Annotated in this window: 19 protein-coding genes and 2 tRNA genes; 16 read left to right on the top strand and 5 right to left on the bottom strand. The window is 59.4% G+C overall.

All coding sequences use genetic code 11. The features are described 5' to 3' along the window. The 3 genes from BN1119_RS06930 to xseB form a co-directional block, all read right to left on the bottom strand. The coding region (locus BN1119_RS06930; protein WP_041995680.1) for a 1-deoxy-D-xylulose-5-phosphate synthase N-terminal domain-containing protein at window positions 1-403 on the bottom strand (403 nt) is incomplete at its 3' end. 21 nt (window positions 404-424) lie between these two features. After that, on the bottom strand, window positions 425-1,315 hold the full coding sequence (gene ispA, locus BN1119_RS06935) for a (2E,6E)-farnesyl diphosphate synthase (protein ID WP_041995683.1): 891 nt from the start codon (window positions 1,313-1,315) through the stop codon (window positions 425-427). A 3-nt stretch (window positions 1,316-1,318) separates the two neighbouring features. After that, window positions 1,319-1,567, bottom strand: coding sequence for an exodeoxyribonuclease VII small subunit (gene xseB, locus BN1119_RS06940; protein ID WP_041995952.1), 249 nt, complete (start codon window positions 1,565-1,567; stop codon window positions 1,319-1,321). Window positions 1,568-1,783: 216 nt separating this feature from the next. Between xseB and pomA the strand changes: the two genes are divergently transcribed. The 3 genes from pomA to greA all read left to right on the top strand — a co-directional run bounded on the left by pomA (window position 1,784) and on the right by greA (window position 4,081). Next, a complete protein-coding gene (gene pomA, locus BN1119_RS06945; protein ID WP_041995686.1) occupies window positions 1,784-2,542 on the top strand; it encodes a flagellar motor protein PomA in 759 nt (252 codons plus the stop codon). Window positions 2,543-2,550: 8 nt separating this feature from the next. Beyond that, complete coding sequence (locus tag BN1119_RS06950; RefSeq protein WP_041995688.1) at window positions 2,551-3,462, top strand: flagellar motor protein MotB; 912 nt, start codon at window positions 2,551-2,553, stop codon at window positions 3,460-3,462. Between the two features lie 142 nt (window positions 3,463-3,604). Then, entirely contained in the window at window positions 3,605-4,081 is a 477-nt protein-coding gene (gene greA, locus BN1119_RS06955; protein ID WP_041995690.1) for a transcription elongation factor GreA, read from the top strand. A gap of 56 nt (window positions 4,082-4,137) precedes the next feature. Here greA and BN1119_RS06960 read toward each other — a convergent pair whose 3' ends face one another. Together BN1119_RS06960 and yhbY are read right to left on the bottom strand one after the other, a co-directional pair. Next, window positions 4,138-4,746 (bottom strand): PilZ domain-containing protein, encoded by a 609-nt coding sequence (locus BN1119_RS06960; RefSeq protein WP_244463693.1) that lies wholly within the window; start codon window positions 4,744-4,746, stop codon window positions 4,138-4,140. Between the two features lie 93 nt (window positions 4,747-4,839). Next, window positions 4,840-5,136, bottom strand: a complete 297-nt coding sequence (yhbY, locus tag BN1119_RS06965) for a ribosome assembly RNA-binding protein YhbY (protein ID WP_041995693.1) — start codon at window positions 5,134-5,136, stop codon at window positions 4,840-4,842. 98 nt (window positions 5,137-5,234) lie between these two features. On the opposite strand from yhbY, the gene rlmE reads away from it, so the two are divergent. From rlmE to truB, 13 genes are all read left to right on the top strand, one after another. After that, window positions 5,235-5,864 carry a 23S rRNA (uridine(2552)-2'-O)-methyltransferase RlmE gene (gene rlmE, locus BN1119_RS06970; protein WP_041995696.1) on the top strand — a complete coding sequence of 210 codons (630 nt, stop codon included), beginning with the start codon at window positions 5,235-5,237 and terminating at the stop codon, window positions 5,862-5,864. A gap of 45 nt (window positions 5,865-5,909) precedes the next feature. Then, window positions 5,910-7,859, top strand: coding sequence for an ATP-dependent zinc metalloprotease FtsH (ftsH, locus tag BN1119_RS06975; protein ID WP_041995699.1), 1,950 nt, complete (start codon window positions 5,910-5,912; stop codon window positions 7,857-7,859). A gap of 66 nt (window positions 7,860-7,925) precedes the next feature. After that, entirely contained in the window at window positions 7,926-8,771 is an 846-nt protein-coding gene (folP, locus tag BN1119_RS06980) for a dihydropteroate synthase (protein WP_041995958.1), read from the top strand. 15 nt (window positions 8,772-8,786) lie between these two features. Further along, a complete protein-coding gene (glmM, locus tag BN1119_RS06985; RefSeq protein WP_041995702.1) occupies window positions 8,787-10,121 on the top strand; it encodes a phosphoglucosamine mutase in 1,335 nt (444 codons plus the stop codon). A 132-nt stretch (window positions 10,122-10,253) separates the two neighbouring features. Beyond that, window positions 10,254-11,018 carry a triose-phosphate isomerase gene (gene tpiA, locus BN1119_RS06990; RefSeq protein ID WP_041995705.1) on the top strand — a complete coding sequence of 255 codons (765 nt, stop codon included), beginning with the start codon at window positions 10,254-10,256 and terminating at the stop codon, window positions 11,016-11,018. Further along, complete coding sequence (gene secG, locus BN1119_RS06995; RefSeq protein WP_041995708.1) at window positions 11,019-11,345, top strand: preprotein translocase subunit SecG; 327 nt, start codon at window positions 11,019-11,021, stop codon at window positions 11,343-11,345. A gap of 9 nt (window positions 11,346-11,354) precedes the next feature. Beyond that, window positions 11,355-11,439: transfer RNA gene (locus tag BN1119_RS07000), tRNA-Leu, on the top strand. Between the two features lie 92 nt (window positions 11,440-11,531). Continuing rightward, window positions 11,532-11,608: transfer RNA gene (locus BN1119_RS07005), tRNA-Met, on the top strand. Window positions 11,609-11,775: 167 nt separating this feature from the next. Beyond that, entirely contained in the window at window positions 11,776-12,234 is a 459-nt protein-coding gene (rimP, locus tag BN1119_RS07010) for a ribosome maturation factor RimP (RefSeq protein ID WP_041995711.1), read from the top strand. A 14-nt stretch (window positions 12,235-12,248) separates the two neighbouring features. After that, window positions 12,249-13,751: a transcription termination factor NusA gene (gene nusA, locus BN1119_RS07015; RefSeq protein WP_041995713.1), complete on the top strand. Its 1,503-nt coding sequence runs from the start codon at window positions 12,249-12,251 to the stop codon at window positions 13,749-13,751. 20 nt (window positions 13,752-13,771) lie between these two features. Next, window positions 13,772-16,465 (top strand): translation initiation factor IF-2, encoded by a 2,694-nt coding sequence (gene infB, locus BN1119_RS07020; RefSeq protein ID WP_041995716.1) that lies wholly within the window; start codon window positions 13,772-13,774, stop codon window positions 16,463-16,465. 55 nt (window positions 16,466-16,520) lie between these two features. Next, window positions 16,521-16,955, top strand: a complete 435-nt coding sequence (gene rbfA, locus BN1119_RS07025; protein WP_041995719.1) for a 30S ribosome-binding factor RbfA — start codon at window positions 16,521-16,523, stop codon at window positions 16,953-16,955. A 1-nt stretch (window position 16,956) separates the two neighbouring features. Then, window positions 16,957-17,907 carry a tRNA pseudouridine(55) synthase TruB gene (gene truB, locus BN1119_RS07030; RefSeq protein WP_041995722.1) on the top strand — a complete coding sequence of 317 codons (951 nt, stop codon included), beginning with the start codon at window positions 16,957-16,959 and terminating at the stop codon, window positions 17,905-17,907. The last annotated feature ends 94 nt before the right edge of the window (window positions 17,908-18,001 follow it).

Genomic DNA, 18,001 nt, shown 5'->3' on the forward strand with positions numbered 1-18,001 from the left:
CCGCCATGCCGAGCGCCGCGCCGATGGAGGTGCTGGAGTGGCCGACCGAGAGCACGTCATACTCGCTCTCGCCGCGCCAGGGGAAGGGGTGAAGGCCATCCTTCTGGCGAATGCTCTGCATCCGCTCCCGCCGTCCGGTCAGGATCTTGTGGGGATAGGCCTGATGGCCCACGTCCCACACCAGCCGATCGAACGGGGTGTTGTAGACGTAGTGCAGGGCGACCGTCAGCTCGACGGTGCCAAGGCCGGAGGCGAGATGGCCGCTGGAGCGGCTCACCGAGCGCAGCAAGTACTCACGTAACTCGTTGCACAGGACGGGCAGTCTCTCCTTGGGCAGGGATCTCAACTCAACCGGGGTGTCAGCGAGGGCCAGGTTGGGGAACTTGCTTATATCAACGCTCATATTGTTACTGTTATCCAGCGTTCAGTGGGTTCGCTCGATGATGTAATCGGCAAACGCTTCCAGAATATCGGTATTGTAGGGCAAAGGGCGCAGGGCTGTTAAGGCTTTGCCGTGCAGTTCGCGAGCCAGCTCACGGGCCTGATCCAGGCCGAGCAGGGCCGGGTAGGTGCTCTTTTCCAGCGCCAGATCCGAACCCTGTGGCTTGCCCAGGGTCGCGGTATCCCCCGTGATGTCGAGGATGTCGTCCTGCACCTGGAAGGCGAGTCCGATGGCGGCCGCATAGGCCTGCAGCGCACCCAGGGTCTGCTCATCCATGTCGGCCTTGCACAGGGCGCCCAGGGTGACGGCACACTCGATGAGGGCCCCCGTCTTGTGGCGATGAACCTGTTCGAGTTCTGCCAGGGTGATCTGGCGACCTTCTGCCTGCAGATCCAGCGCCTGGCCGCCGCACATGCCAAGGTAACCCGAGGCGCGGGCCAAAGTGCTCAGCATGCGCACCCGGTTGGCCATCAAGGTATCGGGCATGGGGTGATCGGCCATTATGCTGAATGCCAGGGTCTGCAGGGCGTCACCGGCCAGGATGGCAGTGCCCTCGTCGAACGCCTTGTGCACCGTCGGCTGGCCACGACGCAGGTCGTCGTCATCCATGGCGGGCAGGTCGTCATGGAGCAGAGAGTATGCGTGGATGCACTCCACGGCGGCGGCGGGGCCATCGAGCCTGTCCGTCTCGACTCCCAGCATCTCGCCGACGGCATAGACCAGGAAAGGACGTACTCGCTTGCCTCCCAATAACAGACCATACTTCATGGCCTCGCGCAGCCGTGGCGCCATGGGGGGGAGGGCATCGAGCTGTTGTGACAGCCGATCATCGATACGCTGGCGATACAGGCGTGAGAAGCTATCCAGCGACACGGGTCAGGCTCCTTGCTCGGGTTGGAAAGGAACGGCCTGCTCGCCGTCATCGGCCTGGGTCAGCAGGATCTGGATCTTCTGCTCGGCCTGCTCCAGCTTCTGCTGGCCGGCGCGCACCAGATGAATACCTTGTTCGAACTGCTTGAGCGCCTCCTCGAGGGGGAGGGAGCCTTGTTCGAGTTGATGAACTATGGTTTCCAGCTCTTCCAGAGTGGCATCAAAACTCAGTCGGTCGATTTTTTTACTGGCCATGTTCATCCTCGGGGATTGAAAAAACGGCTCATCTTAACATCGTCGCCCCTTGGGGGGGAGCGGGAAAGCGTCATTGCCTCAAACTCTGGCCGTGACGGCCGATAAATAAGCCGACCGGGGTCAAGTGCGCACTTTCGCGCTTGCCGCTTGGGAAGCAATAGCAGAAAATTCAATGAAATATGATGAATTCAAGAATCGGCTGACAGGAGTAGCGGCGTGGATCTAGGTAGTCTTATCGGCATAGTGCTGGGTTTTGGGGTGGTGATCTACGGCATGATCCTGGGGGGCTCCCTCAGCATGTTTGTCGACGTCCCCTCCATCTGCATCACCATCCTGGGCTCCATCTTCATCGCCATGATGAAGTTCAACGTTGGCCAGTTCTTCGGTGCGTTCAAGATCGCAGGCAAGGCCTTCATGCACAAGGGCGACAAGCTCGACGACCTGATCCAGAAGGCCGTCGAGCTGGCGGATGCGGCCCGCAAGGGGGGCTTCCTGGCCCTGGAGGCGGCGGAGATCCCCAACACCTTCATGAAGAAGGGAATAGACATGCTGGTGGATGGCCACGATGCCGAGGTGGTGCGCGCCGTCATGGAAAAAGACATGGAACTCACCTCGGAGCGACACGTCATGGCGATCAAGGTGTTTCGCGCCCTCGGCGATCTCGGCCCCGCCATGGGGATGATAGGTACGCTCGTGGGGCTGGTAGCCATGCTGTCGAACATGAGCGATCCCAAGTCCATCGGGCCGGCCATGGCGGTCGCCTTGCTGACTACTCTCTATGGCGCCATCGAGGCCAACATGTTTGCCATTCCCATCGCCGACAAGCTGGAGCTGCGCAGTGGCGAGGAGCGCCTCTCCCGGGCCTTGATCCTGGATGCCATCATGGGCATTCAGGACGGTCAGAACCCTCGCGTGATCCAGTCCATGCTGCAAAATTACCTGAACCAATCCAAGCGCAATGACGGCGCCGAATAGGAATAGCCATGTCCAAATGCAAGTGTCCGCCGCCGGGCCTGCCCTCTTACATGGGAACCTTTGCCGACCTGATGTCGCTGTTGATGTGCTTTTTCGTGCTGTTGCTCTCCTTTGCCGAGATGGACGTGCTCAAGTTCAAGCAGATTGCCGGCTCCATGAAGTACGCCTTCGGGGTGCAGAATCTGCTGGAGGTGAAGGATATTCCGAAGGGGACCTCCGTCATCGCCCAGGAGTTCAGGCCGGGACGGCCGGAGCCGACGCCGATCGACACCATCATGCAGCAGACCATCGACATGACCCAGACCGAGCTGGAGTTCCAGCCAGGGGATGCCGATCAGGCCGGAGGCCAACAGAAGGAGGCGGGAGATCTGGCGGGGGGCAAGACCAGTGAACAGGCGAAGGAGGAGCAGCAGCAACAGCAGCAGGCCCAATCCAACGCCCTGGCGAAACAACTGGCGGAGCAGCTCAAGGATCAGATCCAGGACGGCGCCATCGAGATAGAATCTCTCGGCCAGCAGGTCATCATCCGCATCCGCGAGAAGGCCTCCTTCCCGGCGGGATCCGCGTTTTTGCAACCCCAGTTCTGGCCGGTGATCCGCAAGGTGGCCGGCTTGCTCAAGGATGTGCCGGGGGAGATCACCGTCTCCGGCCACACCGATGATGTCGCGACCGAGAATGAACTGTTTCGCTCCAACTGGGAGCTCTCCTCCCAGCGGGCGGTGGCGGTGGCCCATCAGATGATCAAGGTGGAAGGCTTCGACCAGAGCCGACTCGTGGTACAGGGCATGGCCGATTCCCAACCCTTGATGCCGAACGATTCGACCGAGCACCGTCGTGCCAACCGCAGGGTCGAGATCGCCATCATGCAGGGCAAGGCGAGCGTATCCGAGCCCATAGGGGTACCGAACGACTCGCAATAGACGGAGCAGAGGAGGGGGGCGCATCGCGGGGGTACCATGGATTTTCCCCCGGCTTCATATTAAGATGCCCCATCCGAACCGATAGCTGCGGCTCTCCTTGATTGCCGCAGCTTCTCTTTATAAAGCAACCCAGGTTTCGACTATGAATCAAACTCCGATGACTGTGCGCGGCGCCGAGAAGCTGCGCAAAGAGCTCGATTATCTGAAGAGCGAGCTGCGTCCGCAGATTATCGAAGCGATTGCAGATGCCCGTGAACATGGTGATCTGAAAGAGAACGCCGAGTACCATGCCGCCCGTGAGCAGCAAGGCTTTTGCGAAGGGCGCATCCAGGAGATTGAAGCCAAGCTCTCCAATGCCCAGGTCATAGATGTCACCAAGATCGCCAACAATGGCCGCGTCATTTTCGGCGCCACCGTCAATCTGCTCAAGTCCGAGACGGAAGAAGAGGTGACCTATCGCATCGTGGGTGACGACGAGGCCGATATCAAACAGAACCTTATCTCGGTCAATTCCCCCATCGCCCGTGCGCTGATCGGCAAGGAGGTGGATGATGTGGCCATCGTCAAGACCCCGGCCGGTGACGTGGAATATGAAGTGCTGAGCGTCGACTACCTGTAACGGGTGGCTGGCAACGAAGAGGGGAGCCCTGGCTCCCCTCTTGTCATTTTCGGGCATCAATCCTCGGGCGGAGCATACGCCTGGGTAAAGGTGCTCTGATGATGCTCGAACATCCAGCCCCGCAGCCGCTCCTGATCCGCCTCGCTCATCTGAAACTGGATTGCCCAGCCGATGACGGTCTGCCCCTTGCGTACTTCCCTGATGAGGATGCCGCTGAGGGGGAGAGGTGCCAGTGCATCGAGCAGCAGGCTGGCATGGAGGACATCTCCTCGCTTGAGGGTATCGGGCAGACACTGGACGATGAGGCCGTTGAGGGAGAGGCTGGTGACCGGGTAATCGCCCCCCTTCAGCTGCAGCGTCCCCTCCGTGGCCAGACGCCAGGCTCTGGGATGATCGTGGCTGAGTTCCTGAATGACGGGGGCGGCAATGCGAGGTTCGAGAAAGCCATCGTCCCCCTGGGTGAAATAGAGGGGGAAGCTGAGCTGATGCCCGGCGAAGCGTGCCTCGAGGGCGAGCATGTCCGCCCGTTGCAGCAGGCCGAGCAGGGGCGTATCCAGGTAGCCGCTCAGGGATTGCCCGGCGGCCGAGCCCTGGTCTTTCCCCAGCTCCCGCAACATGGTCAGTTCTTCGTCGGTGAGTATCTGCTGATGGTCCATGGTCGACATTTCCAAGTATTCATCGCAGGTTAAGGCCCTGACGACTACTTTGGCAAGCGACTTGGGAAGAGGGGAAACGGAAGGAGAGAGCGGCGCTCTCTCTTACTTGCGGGGCAGCTGGATCTTGGGTTCGTTGGCCTTGCGATAGATGGTCAGCACGTGGCCCATGCTCTGCACCTTGATGGCGCCGGTCTCACGGACGATGGCATCCATGACCAGCTGCTTCATTTCGCGATCTTCGGCGGCGACTTTCACCTTGATCAGCTCGTGATGAGCCAGAGCGAGGTCGATCTCGGCCAGTACGCCTTCGGTCAGGCCGTGTTGTCCCAGCAGGACGACCGGTTTCAGGCTGTGGGCCAGGCCCTTGAGGTACTGTTTCTGTTTGTTGTTGAGCGTCATGGCAAAATTCTTCATAAGTCAGGGTTGAAAGGGGCGTATTCTACCCCCACTTAGCCCTTAATACTAATAACCCTTGTGGTTTTTTAAAGCCGATAACCATGACCCAGAAAAAACGTTCCCCCAGTTCAACTCGCTGGTTGAAAGAGCATTTCGACGATCAATATGTCAAGAAAGCCCAGAAACTTGGACTGAGATCCCGCGCCGTGTTCAAGATCGACGAAATCCAGGACAAGGACAAGCTGCTCAAGCCCGGCATGACGGTAGTGGATCTCGGTGCCGCCCCCGGTGGCTGGTCCCAGTTTGCCATCGATCAGGTCGGTGACAACGGTCGCGTCATCGCCTGCGATATTCTGCCGATGGATTCCATCGCCGGGGTCGATTTCCTGCAAGGGGACTTTCGGGAGGAAACTGTGCTGGCCGCACTGCTCGAGCGAGTGGGACCGAACAAGGTGGATGTGGTCATGTCGGACATGGCACCCAACATGAGCGGGACCCAGCAGGTGGATCAGGCGAGAGCCATGTATCTGGTTGAGCTGGCGCTGGACATGTGCAACCAGGTGCTGCGTACGAATGGCAGCTTCGTGGCCAAGGTGTTTCAGGGGGAGGGTTTTGATGCCTATCTCAATGAAATTAGACAACTTTTTACAGCAGTCAAGATACGCAAGCCGGACTCATCAAGAGCCCGCTCGCGCGAAGTGTACATTGTGGCTACCGGTTTTAAACTGTAGTACCCTACCTTTTAGCGTTAACTGTCAGTCTGCGAGGTTACTGATTTGAGTGACATGGCGAAAAACTTAATCCTGTGGCTTGTCATCGCCGTCGTGCTGATGTCGGTGTTCAATAGCTTCAGCCCCAGTGATACCACCAGTCGCCAGCTGGACTACTCCAGCTTTGTAAAAGAAGTGACCCAAGAGCAGATCCGCGAAGTGCGGATGGACGGTAAGGTCATCAATGGCGTCAAACGCACCGGTGAACGTTTCCAGACGATCATCCCGGCGCAGGATCCTCAACTGCTCAACGACATGCTCAACCACAACGTCAAGGTTGAGGGGATCAAACCGGAAGAGCCTTCCCTGATCACCTCCATCTTCATCTCCTGGTTCCCGATGTTGCTGCTGATCGGTGTCTGGGTCTTCTTCATGCGTCAGATGCAGGGCGGCGGTGGCAAGGGTGCCATGTCGTTTGGCAAGAGCAAGGCTCGCCTGATGAGCGAAGAGCAGATCAAGACCACGTTCGGTGACGTCGCAGGCTGTGACGAAGCGAAGGAAGAGGTCAAAGAGCTGGTGGATTACCTGCGTGATCCGACCAAGTTCCAGAAGCTGGGCGGCAGGATCCCCACCGGTGTGCTGCTGGTCGGCCCGCCCGGTACAGGTAAGACCCTGCTGGCCAAGGCCATCGCGGGCGAGGCCAAGGTGCCCTTCTTCACCATCTCGGGTTCCGACTTCGTCGAGATGTTCGTGGGTGTCGGTGCCTCCCGGGTGCGCGACATGTTCGAGCAGGCCAAGAAGTCCTCCCCCTGCATCATCTTCATCGATGAGATTGATGCGGTCGGTCGCCAGCGTGGCGCCGGTCTCGGCGGCGGTCATGACGAGCGCGAGCAGACCCTGAACCAGATGCTGGTCGAGATGGATGGTTTCGAGGGCAACGAAGGCGTCATCGTCATCGCCGCCACCAACCGTCCCGACGTGCTGGATCCGGCTCTGCTGCGTCCAGGTCGTTTCGACCGTCAGGTCGTGGTCGGCCTGCCGGATGTCCGCGGTCGCGAGCAGATCCTGAAAGTGCACATGCGCAAGGTTCCCTTGGCCGATGACGTCAATGCGGCCGTGATTGCCCGTGGTACCCCGGGTTTCTCCGGCGCCGATCTGGCCAACCTGGTCAACGAGGCGGCCCTGTTCTCCGCTCGCGAGAGTCGCCGCGTGGTCTCCATGTCCGAGTTCGAACGGGCCAAGGACAAGATCATGATGGGGTCGGAGCGTCGCTCCATGGTAATGCAGGAGTCCGAGAAAGAGATGACGGCGTACCATGAGGCGGGTCACGCCATCATTGGTCGTGTGGTGCCGGATCATGATCCCGTCTACAAGGTCTCCATCATTCCCCGTGGCCGTGCTCTGGGGGTGACCATGTACCTGCCGGAGCAGGATCGCTGGAGTCACTCCAAGCAGCATCTGGAGTCCATGATCTCCAGCCTGTATGGCGGTCGTCTGGCGGAAGAGCTGATCTACGGTGCCGAGAAGGTATCGACCGGTGCCTCCAATGACATCGAGCGTGCCACCGACATCGCCCGCAAGATGGTGACCCAGTGGGGCATGTCCGAGCGCCTCGGCCCCATGCTCTATGCGGAAGAAGATGGCGAGGTGTTCCTCGGTCGCAGCATGGCCAAGGCCAAGCACATGTCCGACGATACCGCCCGCGTCATCGATGCCGAGGTCAAGCTGGTGATCGACCGCAACTATGATCGTGCCAAGCAGATCCTGATGGACAACATGGACGTGCTGCACTCCATGAAGGACGCGCTGATGAAGTACGAGACCATAGACGCCAAGCAGATCGACGATCTGATGGCCCGTCGCGAGGTGCGTGCACCGAGCAACTGGCATGACGAGCACGGCGACACCCCAAGTGGCGGCAGTGCCACCAAGACCGAACCTGAAGAGGTGAAGGTCGAGGAGCCGAAAGAGGCGAACGTCGATATCGACAAAGCCAACGACGTGCCGGCCAAATAAGATAATTCACTCTCAAACCCCGGGCTTGCCCGGGGTTTTTTTCATTGATGCAAGATGGACCCTACCATGCAGTTGACCAGCAAGGGGCTCAGCCTCTCCCTCGAACGTCCCCACGTCATGGGGATCCTCAATGTTACCCCGGACTCCTTCTCGGACGGCGGTCGTTTCCATCAGGTCGAACAGGCGCTCGCCCATGCCCGCCAGATGGTGGCCGATGGCGCCACCCTGATCGATGTGGGCGGGGAGTCGACCCGACCCGGTGCCCCGGATGTTGGCGAGCAGGAGGAGCTGGATCGTGTGGTGCCCGTGGTGGCGCGACTCGCCCGTGAGCTGGAGGTGATGATTTCCCTCGATACCTCCAAGGCAGTGGTGATGCGCGAGGCCTGCGCCGCCGGCGGCCACCTCATCAACGATGTGCGGGCCTTGCAGGAACCGGGGGCGCTCGACGCCGCCGCTGCGGCGGGCGTCCCCGTTTGCCTGATGCACATGAAAGGGCAGCCGAGGACCATGCAGGTGGAGCCACACTACGACGACTTGCTGGGGGAGGTGAGAGCCTTCTTCGACGAGCGGATTGCCGCCTGCCTCGCGGCCGGCATCTCCCGCGAGCGGCTGTTGCTGGATCCTGGTTATGGCTTTGGCAAGACCGTGAACCACAATTACCAGTTGTTGGCCTGGCAGCAGAAGTTGCTCGATTACGGGATGCCGCTCTTGGTCGGCATGTCGCGAAAGTCTATGATAGGTCACCTGCTCGGCCGCAGTGTCGATGAGCGCCTCGCCGGCAGCCTGGCCTGTGCCCTCATCGGGATGCAGCATGGCGCCCGCATCATAAGGGTGCACGATGTGCGAGAGACCATGGATGCCCTGCGCGCCGGCTGGATGGTCATGACGGGACAAGATTTCATTTCCAGATAACAACGAGAACAGACAATGGCAAGAAAGTATTTTGGCACCGATGGTGTCCGCGGCAAGGTGGGTGAATACCCGATCACTCCTGATTTTGTGATGAAGCTGGGCTGGGCCGCCGGCAAGGTGCTCTCCAAGAAAGGGACCAAGAAGGTGCTGATCGGCAAGGACACCCGCATCTCAGGTTACATGCTGGAGTCTGCACTGGAGGCGGGCCTCTCCGCCGCCGGGCTCAAGGCCATACTGATGGGCCCCATGCCCACCCCGGCGGTGGCGTATCTGACGCGCACCTTCCGCGCCGAGGCCGGCATCGTCATCAGCGCCTCCCATAACCCCTATTACGACAACGGCATCAAGTTCTTCTCCGCCGACGGTACCAAGCTGCCCGATGAAGTGGAGCTCGCCATCGAGGCCGAGTTGGACAACGAGCTCAAGTGCGTGGAGTCCGCCGAGCTTGGTAAGGCCGTGCGCATCGAGGATGCCGCCGGGCGCTACATCGAGTTCTGCAAGAGCACCTTCCCCTCCAACTTGAGCCTGGAAGGCTTGAAAATGGTGGTGGACTGCGGCCATGGCGCCACCTATCACATTGCCCCGTCCGTCTTTCGCGAGCTGGGGGCCGAGGTGATCGCCATGGGTTGCAGCCCTGATGGTCTCAACATCAATGACGGTGTCGGCTCCACCGCTCCCGATGCCCTGGTGGCCAAGGTACTGGAGAGCAAGGCGGATCTGGGGATCGCCTTCGATGGTGACGGTGATCGCCTGGTGATGGTGGACAGCACAGGCTACATCATCGATGGTGACGAGATCCTCTACATCATCGCCCGCGATGCCCTGCGCAACGGTCGCCTCAAGGGGGGCGTTGTCGGCACCCTGATGGCCAACATGGGCCTGGAGCTGGCACTGCAGACGCTCGGTATTCCGTTTGCCCGGGCCAAGGTGGGGGATCGCTACGTGCTGGAAATGCTCAACGAGAAAGGCTGGCGCATCGGTGGCGAGAACTCGGGCCATATCATCTGCCTGGATCAGACCACCACGGGGGATGGCATCGTCGCCGCCCTGCAGGTATTGACCGCCATGCGCAGCGCCGAGATGCCGCTGGCCAAGCTGCGTTCAGGTATGAGCAAGTTCCCCCAGATCCTGATCAATGTGCGTTTCTCAGAAGGGGAAGATCCCCTGACATCAGAGGCCGTGTTGACCGAGGTGGCCGCAGTGGAGCAGGAGCTGGCAGGCCGTGGTCGCGTCTTGCTGCGCAAGTCCGGAACCGAGCCGCTGATCCGGGTCATGGTGGAAGGGGAACATGAGGCCCAGGTGCGTGACATGGCAGAGCGTATCGCCCAACGGGTAAAGTCGGCGTTTTAATGAGCGAACAGGGCGGTATTTATACCGCCCTGGTTGTATCTTGTTCAAACGATTCAAAAAATCAAAAATAGCGCTTGTCAGTTCAATGTCCTCTGGATATTATCTGCCTCGCTTTCGCAAGGGAGTTCGCCGATGGGAAATCGGAAGCCGTTTGTAGCAGCCAACTGGAAGTTACACGGTAGCAGGTCGCAGTTAGAGCAGTTTACCACCGCTTGCCTCAAGGGGTTGGATGACAAGGTTGATACTGTGTTGTGTCCGTCCCATGTGCATCTCGACTTTGTGTCGCGTCTGCTGAGTGATCAGCGGGCGATGAAGTTGGGGGCTCAGAATATGAGCCAGCACCAATCTGGCGCTTATACGGGGGAAGTCTCGTGTGAGATGTTGATTGAGGCAGGATGTCGTTACGTCATAGTAGGGCATTCCGAGCGCAGGCGTCTCTTTGGAGAGACCAGTTTCATCGTGGCGGAGAAGTTCGCTGCGGCCAGGTCGGCAGGGCTGATACCCATACTTTGTCTGGGTGAGTCAGGCGCTGCAAGGCAGGCGAGGCGCACCTTCGAGGTGATAGCCGAAGAGCTGGATATCGTCATAGAGAAGAATGGCGCGATGGCTTTCGATAATGCTATCATCGCCTACGAGCCGATTTGGGCAGTAGGCACAGGTAAATGCGCCACACCCGAGCAGGCACAAGAGGTTCATTCCTTTATTCGTGGTCGCTTGGCGGAGGATACTCCGGTAATAGGTGAGAAAGTCAGAATCATCTATGGTGGGAGCCTGACACCGGCCAATGCGAGAGATTTGTTTGCCCAGCCCGACGTTGACGGCGGTCTGATTGGTGGAGCAAGCCTCGATGACCAGGCGTTTTTAGGAATTGTTGAAGCGGCAAAGGGTGCAAGTTAAATGTACGAGATTCTTTTAGTCGTTTATCTGTTGGTCTCCTTGACCCTCATCGGTCTGGTGATGATTCAGCAAGGTAAAGGGGCTGATATGGGCGCCTCCTTCGGCGCAGGAGCATCGAATACCGTATTCGGCTCCAGTGGTTCAGGGAACTTCCTGACCCGAACAACAGCGATTTTGGCAACTCTGTTTTTTGTCATAAGCCTGCTGCTGGGTTCTATGTCCAGCAATAAGGTGAAACAGGGGAGCGAGTGGGAAAATCTGCAACAAACCCAACAGGTTGAGCAGGTAGAAGCGCCGGTGAAGAAAGATTCCGACGTTCCCAATTGAGTAAGTTTTGCCGTGGTGGTGGAATTGGTAGACACGCTATCTTGAGGGGGTAGTGCTCTAGGGTGTGCGGGTTCGAGTCCCGCCCACGGCACCAATTAAGCAGTGAGCCTGGGTAACCAGGTATATTATGGCCCTTCATTCTTGTACGAAAAGTTTGATAAGGCTATAATCTCGCACGATTTCGGACGCGGGGTGGAGCAGCATGGTAGCTCGTCGGGCTCATAACCCGAAGGTCGTCGGTTCAAATCCGGCCCCCGCAACCAAATTTCACGCCTTCCTTCGCTCAGGAAAGCGGTCGCTGCGAGGCGACAATCAGGGTAAAGCGCCAAGCCCCGATTTGACATCGGGGCTTTTTGTTATGTGCAATTTACTCTGAGTTCGTACTTCATCTGGGCTATATGCCCTTTTTTTGTTTTTTCGGAGGGTAACTTTGGCTACGTTGGAACAGCGTTTGACCGATCTGCTCGAGGCGCCTGTCAAAGCCTTGGGTTTTGAACTTTGGGGTGTGGAGTTTATCCGTGCGGGTAAACACTCGACCCTGCGTGTCTTCATCGACAGCGAGCAGGGTGTGACCGTTGAGCATTGCGCCGAAGTGAGCCGTCAGGTCGGTGCCATCATGGACGTTGAAGATCCCATCACCGAGGAGTATTACCTGGAAGTCTCCTCGCCTGGTCTGGATCGTCCCCTGTTCAAGGTTGCCCAGTTCGAAAAATACGTTGGCCAGGAGGCGGCGGTGCAGCTTCGAATGGCAACAAATAACCGCCGCAAGTTCAAAGGCGTAATCAAAGCCGTGCAGGGGGATACCATCACCCTGACGGTAGACGGTAAGGACGAGCTGTTCGCTTTCACCAATATCCAAAAAGCGAACATAGTGCCGAACTTTGGTTAACGAGGCTATCGGATATGAATAAAGAAATTTTGCTGGTCGTTGACGCAGTGTCAAACGAGAAAGCCGTGCCCCGCGAGAAGATCTTCGAGGCGCTGGAAACTGCGCTGGCGACGGCGACCAAGAAGAAATACGAAGGCGAGATCGAAGTGCGGGTCGAAATCGACCGCAAGACCGGTGATTACGACACCTATCGCCGCTGGGTCGTGGTCGCCGATCAGGCTTCCATGGAGAACGCTTACGGTGAAATCACCCTGGAAGCGGCTCAGATCGATGACCCCGAGATCCAGGTCGGTGACTATGTAGAAGATCAGATTGAATCTGTTACCTTCGATCGCATCACCACCCAGACCGCCAAGCAGGTTATCGTGCAGAAAGTGCGCGAGGCCGAGCGTTCCCAGGTCGTTGACCAGTTCAAGGACAAGGAAGGCACCATCATCAGCGGTGTGGTCAAGAAGAGCAACCGCGACAACGTTATCCTGGATCTGGGCAGCAACGCCGAGGCGGTGATCTTCCGTGACGACATGCTGCCGCGCGAGACCTTCCGCCCGGGTGACCGCATCCGTGGTCTGCTCTACGCCGTGCGTCCGGAAGCCCGTGGCTCCCAGCTGTTTGTCAGCCGCTCCAGCCCGGACTTCTTGAAAGAGCTGTTTCGCATCGAAGTGCCGGAGATCGGCGAAGAGATGATCGAAATCATGGGCGCCGCCCGTGATCCGGGTTCCCGCGCCAAGATCGCGGTCAAGACCAACGATCGTCGTATCGACCCGATCGGTGCCTGCATCGGCATGCGTGGCGCCCGTGTGCAAGCCGTCTCCGCCGAGCTGAGCGGTGAGCGTGCCGACATCGTGCTGTACGATGACAACCCGGCCCAGTACGTGATCAATGCCATGGCGCCGGCCGATGTGGCCTCCATCATCGTCGATGAAGACAACCACACCATGGACATCGCCGTGGAAGCCGCCAACCTGGCCCAGGCCATCGGCCGCAACGGCCAGAACGTGCGTCTGGCTTCCCAGCTGACCGGGTGGGAGCTGAACGTGATGACCGTCGAGGACATGCGTGCCAAGCACCAGGCCGAGAACGATCGCATCATGAACCTGTTCACCAGCACCCTGGACATCGACGACGATTTCGCCGGTCTGCTGATGGAAGAGGGCTTCTCTACTCTGGAAGAGATCGCCTTCGTCCCGGTCAACGAGCTGCTGGCCATCGACGGTCTGGATGAAGACATGGTCGAAGAGCTGCGCACCCGTGCCAAGGATGCCCTGACCACCAAGGCCCTGGCCAAAGAAGAATCGTTCGAAGGCGTCGAGCCTTCCGAAGAACTGCTCGGTCTCAAAGGCCTGGATCGCGAACTGGCCTATGCCCTGGCTGCACGCGGTATCGGCAACCTGGAAGATCTGGCAGAGCAAGGCATCGATGACCTTGCAGACATTGAAGGGCTGACGGCTGAGAAAGCCGGTGAGCTGATTATGGCTGCTCGCAATATCTGTTGGTTCGGGGAAGAGCAGTCCAGTTAAGATCAAACGGAGGAAAATGAATGGCAGAAGTATCAGTCAAACAACTTGCCACTGACATCGACACACCGGTTGATCGTCTTCTCCAGCAGTTTGTCGATGCCGGTATCAGCAAGAACAAGGCCGACGATCTGGTCAGCGAGTCCGAAAAGCAGACTCTGCTGGCCCATCTGAAGAAACAGCATGGAGGTGACGAGGTCACCGCACCTGCCCGCATGACCTTGCAGCGCAAGACCAAGAGCACCCTGAGTGTTCAAGGCACTGGCGGCAAGAACAAGGAAGTGCAGGTAGAAGTGCGCAAGTCTCGCACCTATGTAAGACGTTCGGCGCTGGAAGATGAGCAGCGTCAGGCGGAAGCCGAGGAAAAAGCGCGTTTGGAAGCAGAAGAAAAAGCCCGTCACGAGGCCGAAGAGAAGGCTCGTCGTGAGGCTGAGGAGAAGGCTCGCCTGGCGGCTGAGCAGGCTCGTCGTGAAGCTGAGGAAAAGGCGCGCATCGAGGCACAATCAAAGGCCAGGCAGGCTCAGCAGCCCGCCAAAGCAGCCGGTAGCACAGCTCAGCAAGAGGCAGAAAAGATGGCCAAGCGCGAAGCAGAAGAACTGAAGCGCCAACAGGAACAGACAGCTTTGCAAAAAGCTGAAGCACTCGCCGCTCAGAAAGCCGAAGAGGCTCGTCTGATGGCGGAACAAAATGCGGCCCGCTGGGCCGAGGAAGAAGCCGCTCGCGCCAAAGAGAGCAGCGACTACCACCTGACCACCAACAAGCATGCTCAGGCAGCCGAAGACGAACTGGATCGCAAAGAAGAGACCAGCCGTCGCACCGCCGCCGCCGCCAAGGGTCCGAAGAAACCGGGCCGTCGCGAGGACGATCGCAACTCCCGCGATCCCCGTGCCCGCAAGGGCAAGCGTGGCAAGATGGCCATGCCCAACGCCATGAAGCACGGCTTCAACAAGCCGGCCGCCGTGGTCAACCGTGACGTCGTCATCGGCGAGACCATCACAGTGGCGGAGCTCGCCAACAAGATGGCCGTCAAGGGTGTCGAAGTCATCAAGGCGATGATGAAGATGGGCGCCATGGCCACCATCAACCAGGTCATCGACCAGGAAACCGCTCAGCTGGTTGCCGAGGAGATGGGCCACAAGGTGGTACTGCGCCGCGAGAACGAGCTGGAAGAGGCGGTACTGAGCGATCGTGACGAGACCTCCGAAGCCAAGCCGCGCGCGCCGGTCGTGACCATCATGGGTCACGTCGACCACGGCAAGACCTCGCTGCTGGACTACATCCGCAAGGCCAAGGTCGCCGCGGGCGAAGCCGGTGGTATTACCCAGCATATCGGTGCTTACCACGTCGAGACCGACAGTGGCATGATCACCTTCCTGGATACCCCGGGTCACGCGGCGTTCACCTCCATGCGTGCCCGTGGTGCCAAGGCGACCGACATCGTTGTTCTGGTGGTGGCTGCCGATGACGGCGTCATGCCGCAGACCATCGAAGCCATCCAGCACGCCAAGGCGGCGGAAGTGCCCCTGGTGGTGGCGGTCAACAAGATCGACAAGCCCGAAGCGGATCCGGATCGCGTCAAGACCGAGCTGGCCCGTTACAACGTCATGTCCGAAGACTGGGGTGGTGATTGCCAGTTCGTCCACGTCTCCGCCAAATCCGGCGAAGGCATCGACGAGCTGCTGGAAGCCATCCTGATCCAGTCCGAAGTTCTGGAGCTGAAAGCGGTCGTCGATGGCATGGCCAATGGCGTCGTGATCGAATCCTTCCTGGACAAGGGTCGTGGCCCGGTTGCCACCGTCCTGGTACAGGAAGGGACCCTGCGTCAGGGCGACATCGTGCTGTGCGGTCTCGAGTACGGCCGGGTGCGCGCCATGCGTGACGAACTGGGTCGCGAGATCAAGGAAGCGGGTCCGTCCCTGCCGGTGGAAATCCTGGGTCTGTCCGGGGTGCCGTCAGCCGGTGACGAAGCCACCGTCGTGCGTGACGAGAAGAAGGCCCGTGAAGTGGCGCTCTATCGTCAGGGCAAGTTCCGCGAAGTCAAGCTGGCTCGCCAGCAGAAGGCCAAGCTGGAGAACATGTTCGCCAACATGACCGAGGGCGAAGTGTCCGAAGTGAACGTGGTGATCAAGGCCGACGTACAGGGCTCCGTGGAAGCTATCTGCGATGCACTGGTCAAGCTCTCCACCGAAGAGGTCAAGGTCAAGATCGTGGGCTCCGGCGTGGGTGGCATCACCGAAACCGACGCGACCCTGGCTGCCGCCTCCAGCGGTATCCTGGTGGGCTTCAACGTCCGTGCCGACGCCTCTGCCCGCAAGGTCATCGAGGCCGAGAACCTGGATCTGCGCTACTACTCCGTCATCTATGACCTGATCGACGAAGTGAAGCAGGCCATGAGCGGCATGCTGGCTCCCGAGTATCGTCAGGAGATCATCGGTCTGGCTCAGGTCCGCAGCGTGTTCAAGTCGCCGAAATTCGGCGCTGTTGCAGGCTGTATGGTCACCGAAGGTGTGGTCAAGCGCTCCAACCGTATCCGTGTTCTGCGTGACAACGTGGTCATCTATGAAGGCGAGCTGGAATCCCTGCGTCGCTTCAAGGATGACGTCAACGAAGTCAAGAACGGCTACGAGTGCGGCATTGCGGTCAAGAACTACAATGACGTGCGTGAAGGCGACCAGATCGAAGTTTACGAGACTGTTGAAATCCAACGGACTCTGTAAGCCGAGAGCAAGACAAAATAGGGGGCTGAGGCCCCCTTTTATCGCAGGATAGAATATGGCCAGAGAATTCAGCCGGACCAACAGGGTCGGCCAGCAGATCCAGCGCGAAATTGCGCTCATTCTGCAGCGCGAGGTGAAAGACCCGCGTATCGGCATGGTAACCGTCTCGGACGTGGAAGTGTCCAAGGACCTCAACTATGCCAAGGTTTACGTCACCTTCTTGCAGCTCGACAGCGATGCCGATCGCATCAAGGAAGGGCTCAAGGGCCTGACCGAGGCCGCCGGTTACATCCGCAGCCTGCTGGGCAGTGCCATGCGTCTGCGGGTGGTGCCCGAGCTGCGTTTCTACTACGACCAGACCCTGGTCGAGGGGATGCGTCTCTCCAACCTGGTGACCAACACAGTGCGTGACGACAAGCGTCGCATGGCCGAAGCCGGCCGTGAAGACGAAGCGCCCGCCGCCGATGACAAGACAGAGGATAACGCCTGAGATGTCTCGTAGACGTCGTTTCAAGGGCCGTGACGTACACGGCATCCTGCTGCTGGACAAGCCGACCGGGCTGACCTCCAACGATGTGTTGCAGAAGGTCAAGCGCATCTACAATGCCGCCAAGGCCGGCCACACCGGCGCCCTGGATCCCCTGGCGACCGGCATGTTGCCGATCTGCCTCGGCGAGGCCACCAAGTTCTCCCAGTACCTGCTGGAAGCGGACAAGCGCTATGAGGTGACCGCCAAGCTGGGCGAGCGTACCAACACCAGCGATTCCGACGGCGAAGTGGTCTCCACCCGCCCGGTGAATGTGGCCGTTGGCACCCTGATCGAGGCCCTGGACCAGTTCCGCGGCCCCATCATGCAGGTGCCGTCCATGTATTCGGCCCTCAAGCATAACGGTCGCCCCCTCTACGAATATGCCCGCGAAGGCATCGAAATCGAGCGGGAAGCGCGCCCCATCACCATCTTCGAACTCAAGCTGATCAGCTTCGAGGGGGACGAGGTGAAACTGGAGGTGCACTGCAGCAAGGGCACCTACATTCGCTCCCTGGTGGACGATCTGGGGGAAGTGCTCGGCTGTGGCGCCCACGTCACCGCCCTGCGCCGCACCCAGGTGGCCAGCTATCCCTACGAGCGGATGCTGACCCTGGAGCAGCTCGAATGCATCTTCGAGCAGACCAAGGCCGAGAGCGTGCCGCCCCGGGAGCAGCTGGATCCCCTGCTGCTGCCGATGGACACGGCGGTGGCCTCTCTGCCCGAGGTGAACATGCTGGCGGTGATCGCCGCCTATGTGAACCAGGGCCAGGCGGTCCAGGTACCGGGTGTCCCCGCCAGCGGTCAGGTCCGCATGACGGTCGGCCCCGAGCGCGAATTCATCGGCGTGGGCGAGATCGACGACGAAGGGCGGGTTGCCCCCAAACGTCTGGTTCGCTATCACGACGAGGACTAATGGCGGCAGGGCGGCGGGCGAGTTAGCCATTGCGTTACGCGCCCGCTGCGATTATGATACCGCCCTCATTTCACGGCTGAATTAGAGATTGGCT

The organism is Aeromonas bivalvium, from assembly GCF_000819765.1.
Classification (GTDB): Bacteria; Pseudomonadota; Gammaproteobacteria; order Enterobacterales; family Aeromonadaceae; genus Aeromonas; species Aeromonas bivalvium.

Bases quoted from the DNA above. Each gene is read 5' to 3' on its own strand.
- xseB (WP_041995952.1), bottom strand. From the start codon at position 1,567: ATGGCCAGTAAAAAAATCGACCGACTGAGTTTTGATGCCACTCTGGAA.
- BN1119_RS06950 (WP_041995688.1), top strand. From the start codon at position 2,551: ATGTCCAAATGCAAGTGTCCGCCGCCGGGCCTGCCCTCTTACATGGGA.
- greA (WP_041995690.1), top strand. From the start codon at position 3,605: ATGAATCAAACTCCGATGACTGTGCGCGGCGCCGAGAAGCTGCGCAAA.
- BN1119_RS06960 (WP_244463693.1), bottom strand. From the start codon at position 4,746: ATGTCGACCATGGACCATCAGCAGATACTCACCGACGAAGAACTGACC.
- yhbY (WP_041995693.1), bottom strand. From the start codon at position 5,136: ATGACGCTCAACAACAAACAGAAACAGTACCTCAAGGGCCTGGCCCAC.
- rlmE (WP_041995696.1), top strand. From the start codon at position 5,235: ATGACCCAGAAAAAACGTTCCCCCAGTTCAACTCGCTGGTTGAAAGAG.
- folP (WP_041995958.1), top strand. From the start codon at position 7,926: ATGCAGTTGACCAGCAAGGGGCTCAGCCTCTCCCTCGAACGTCCCCAC.
- glmM (WP_041995702.1), top strand. From the start codon at position 8,787: ATGGCAAGAAAGTATTTTGGCACCGATGGTGTCCGCGGCAAGGTGGGT.
- tpiA (WP_041995705.1), top strand. From the start codon at position 10,254: ATGGGAAATCGGAAGCCGTTTGTAGCAGCCAACTGGAAGTTACACGGT.
- secG (WP_041995708.1), top strand. From the start codon at position 11,019: ATGTACGAGATTCTTTTAGTCGTTTATCTGTTGGTCTCCTTGACCCTC.
- nusA (WP_041995713.1), top strand. From the start codon at position 12,249: ATGAATAAAGAAATTTTGCTGGTCGTTGACGCAGTGTCAAACGAGAAA.
- infB (WP_041995716.1), top strand. From the start codon at position 13,772: ATGGCAGAAGTATCAGTCAAACAACTTGCCACTGACATCGACACACCG.
- rbfA (WP_041995719.1), top strand. From the start codon at position 16,521: ATGGCCAGAGAATTCAGCCGGACCAACAGGGTCGGCCAGCAGATCCAG.
- truB (WP_041995722.1), top strand. From the start codon at position 16,957: ATGTCTCGTAGACGTCGTTTCAAGGGCCGTGACGTACACGGCATCCTG.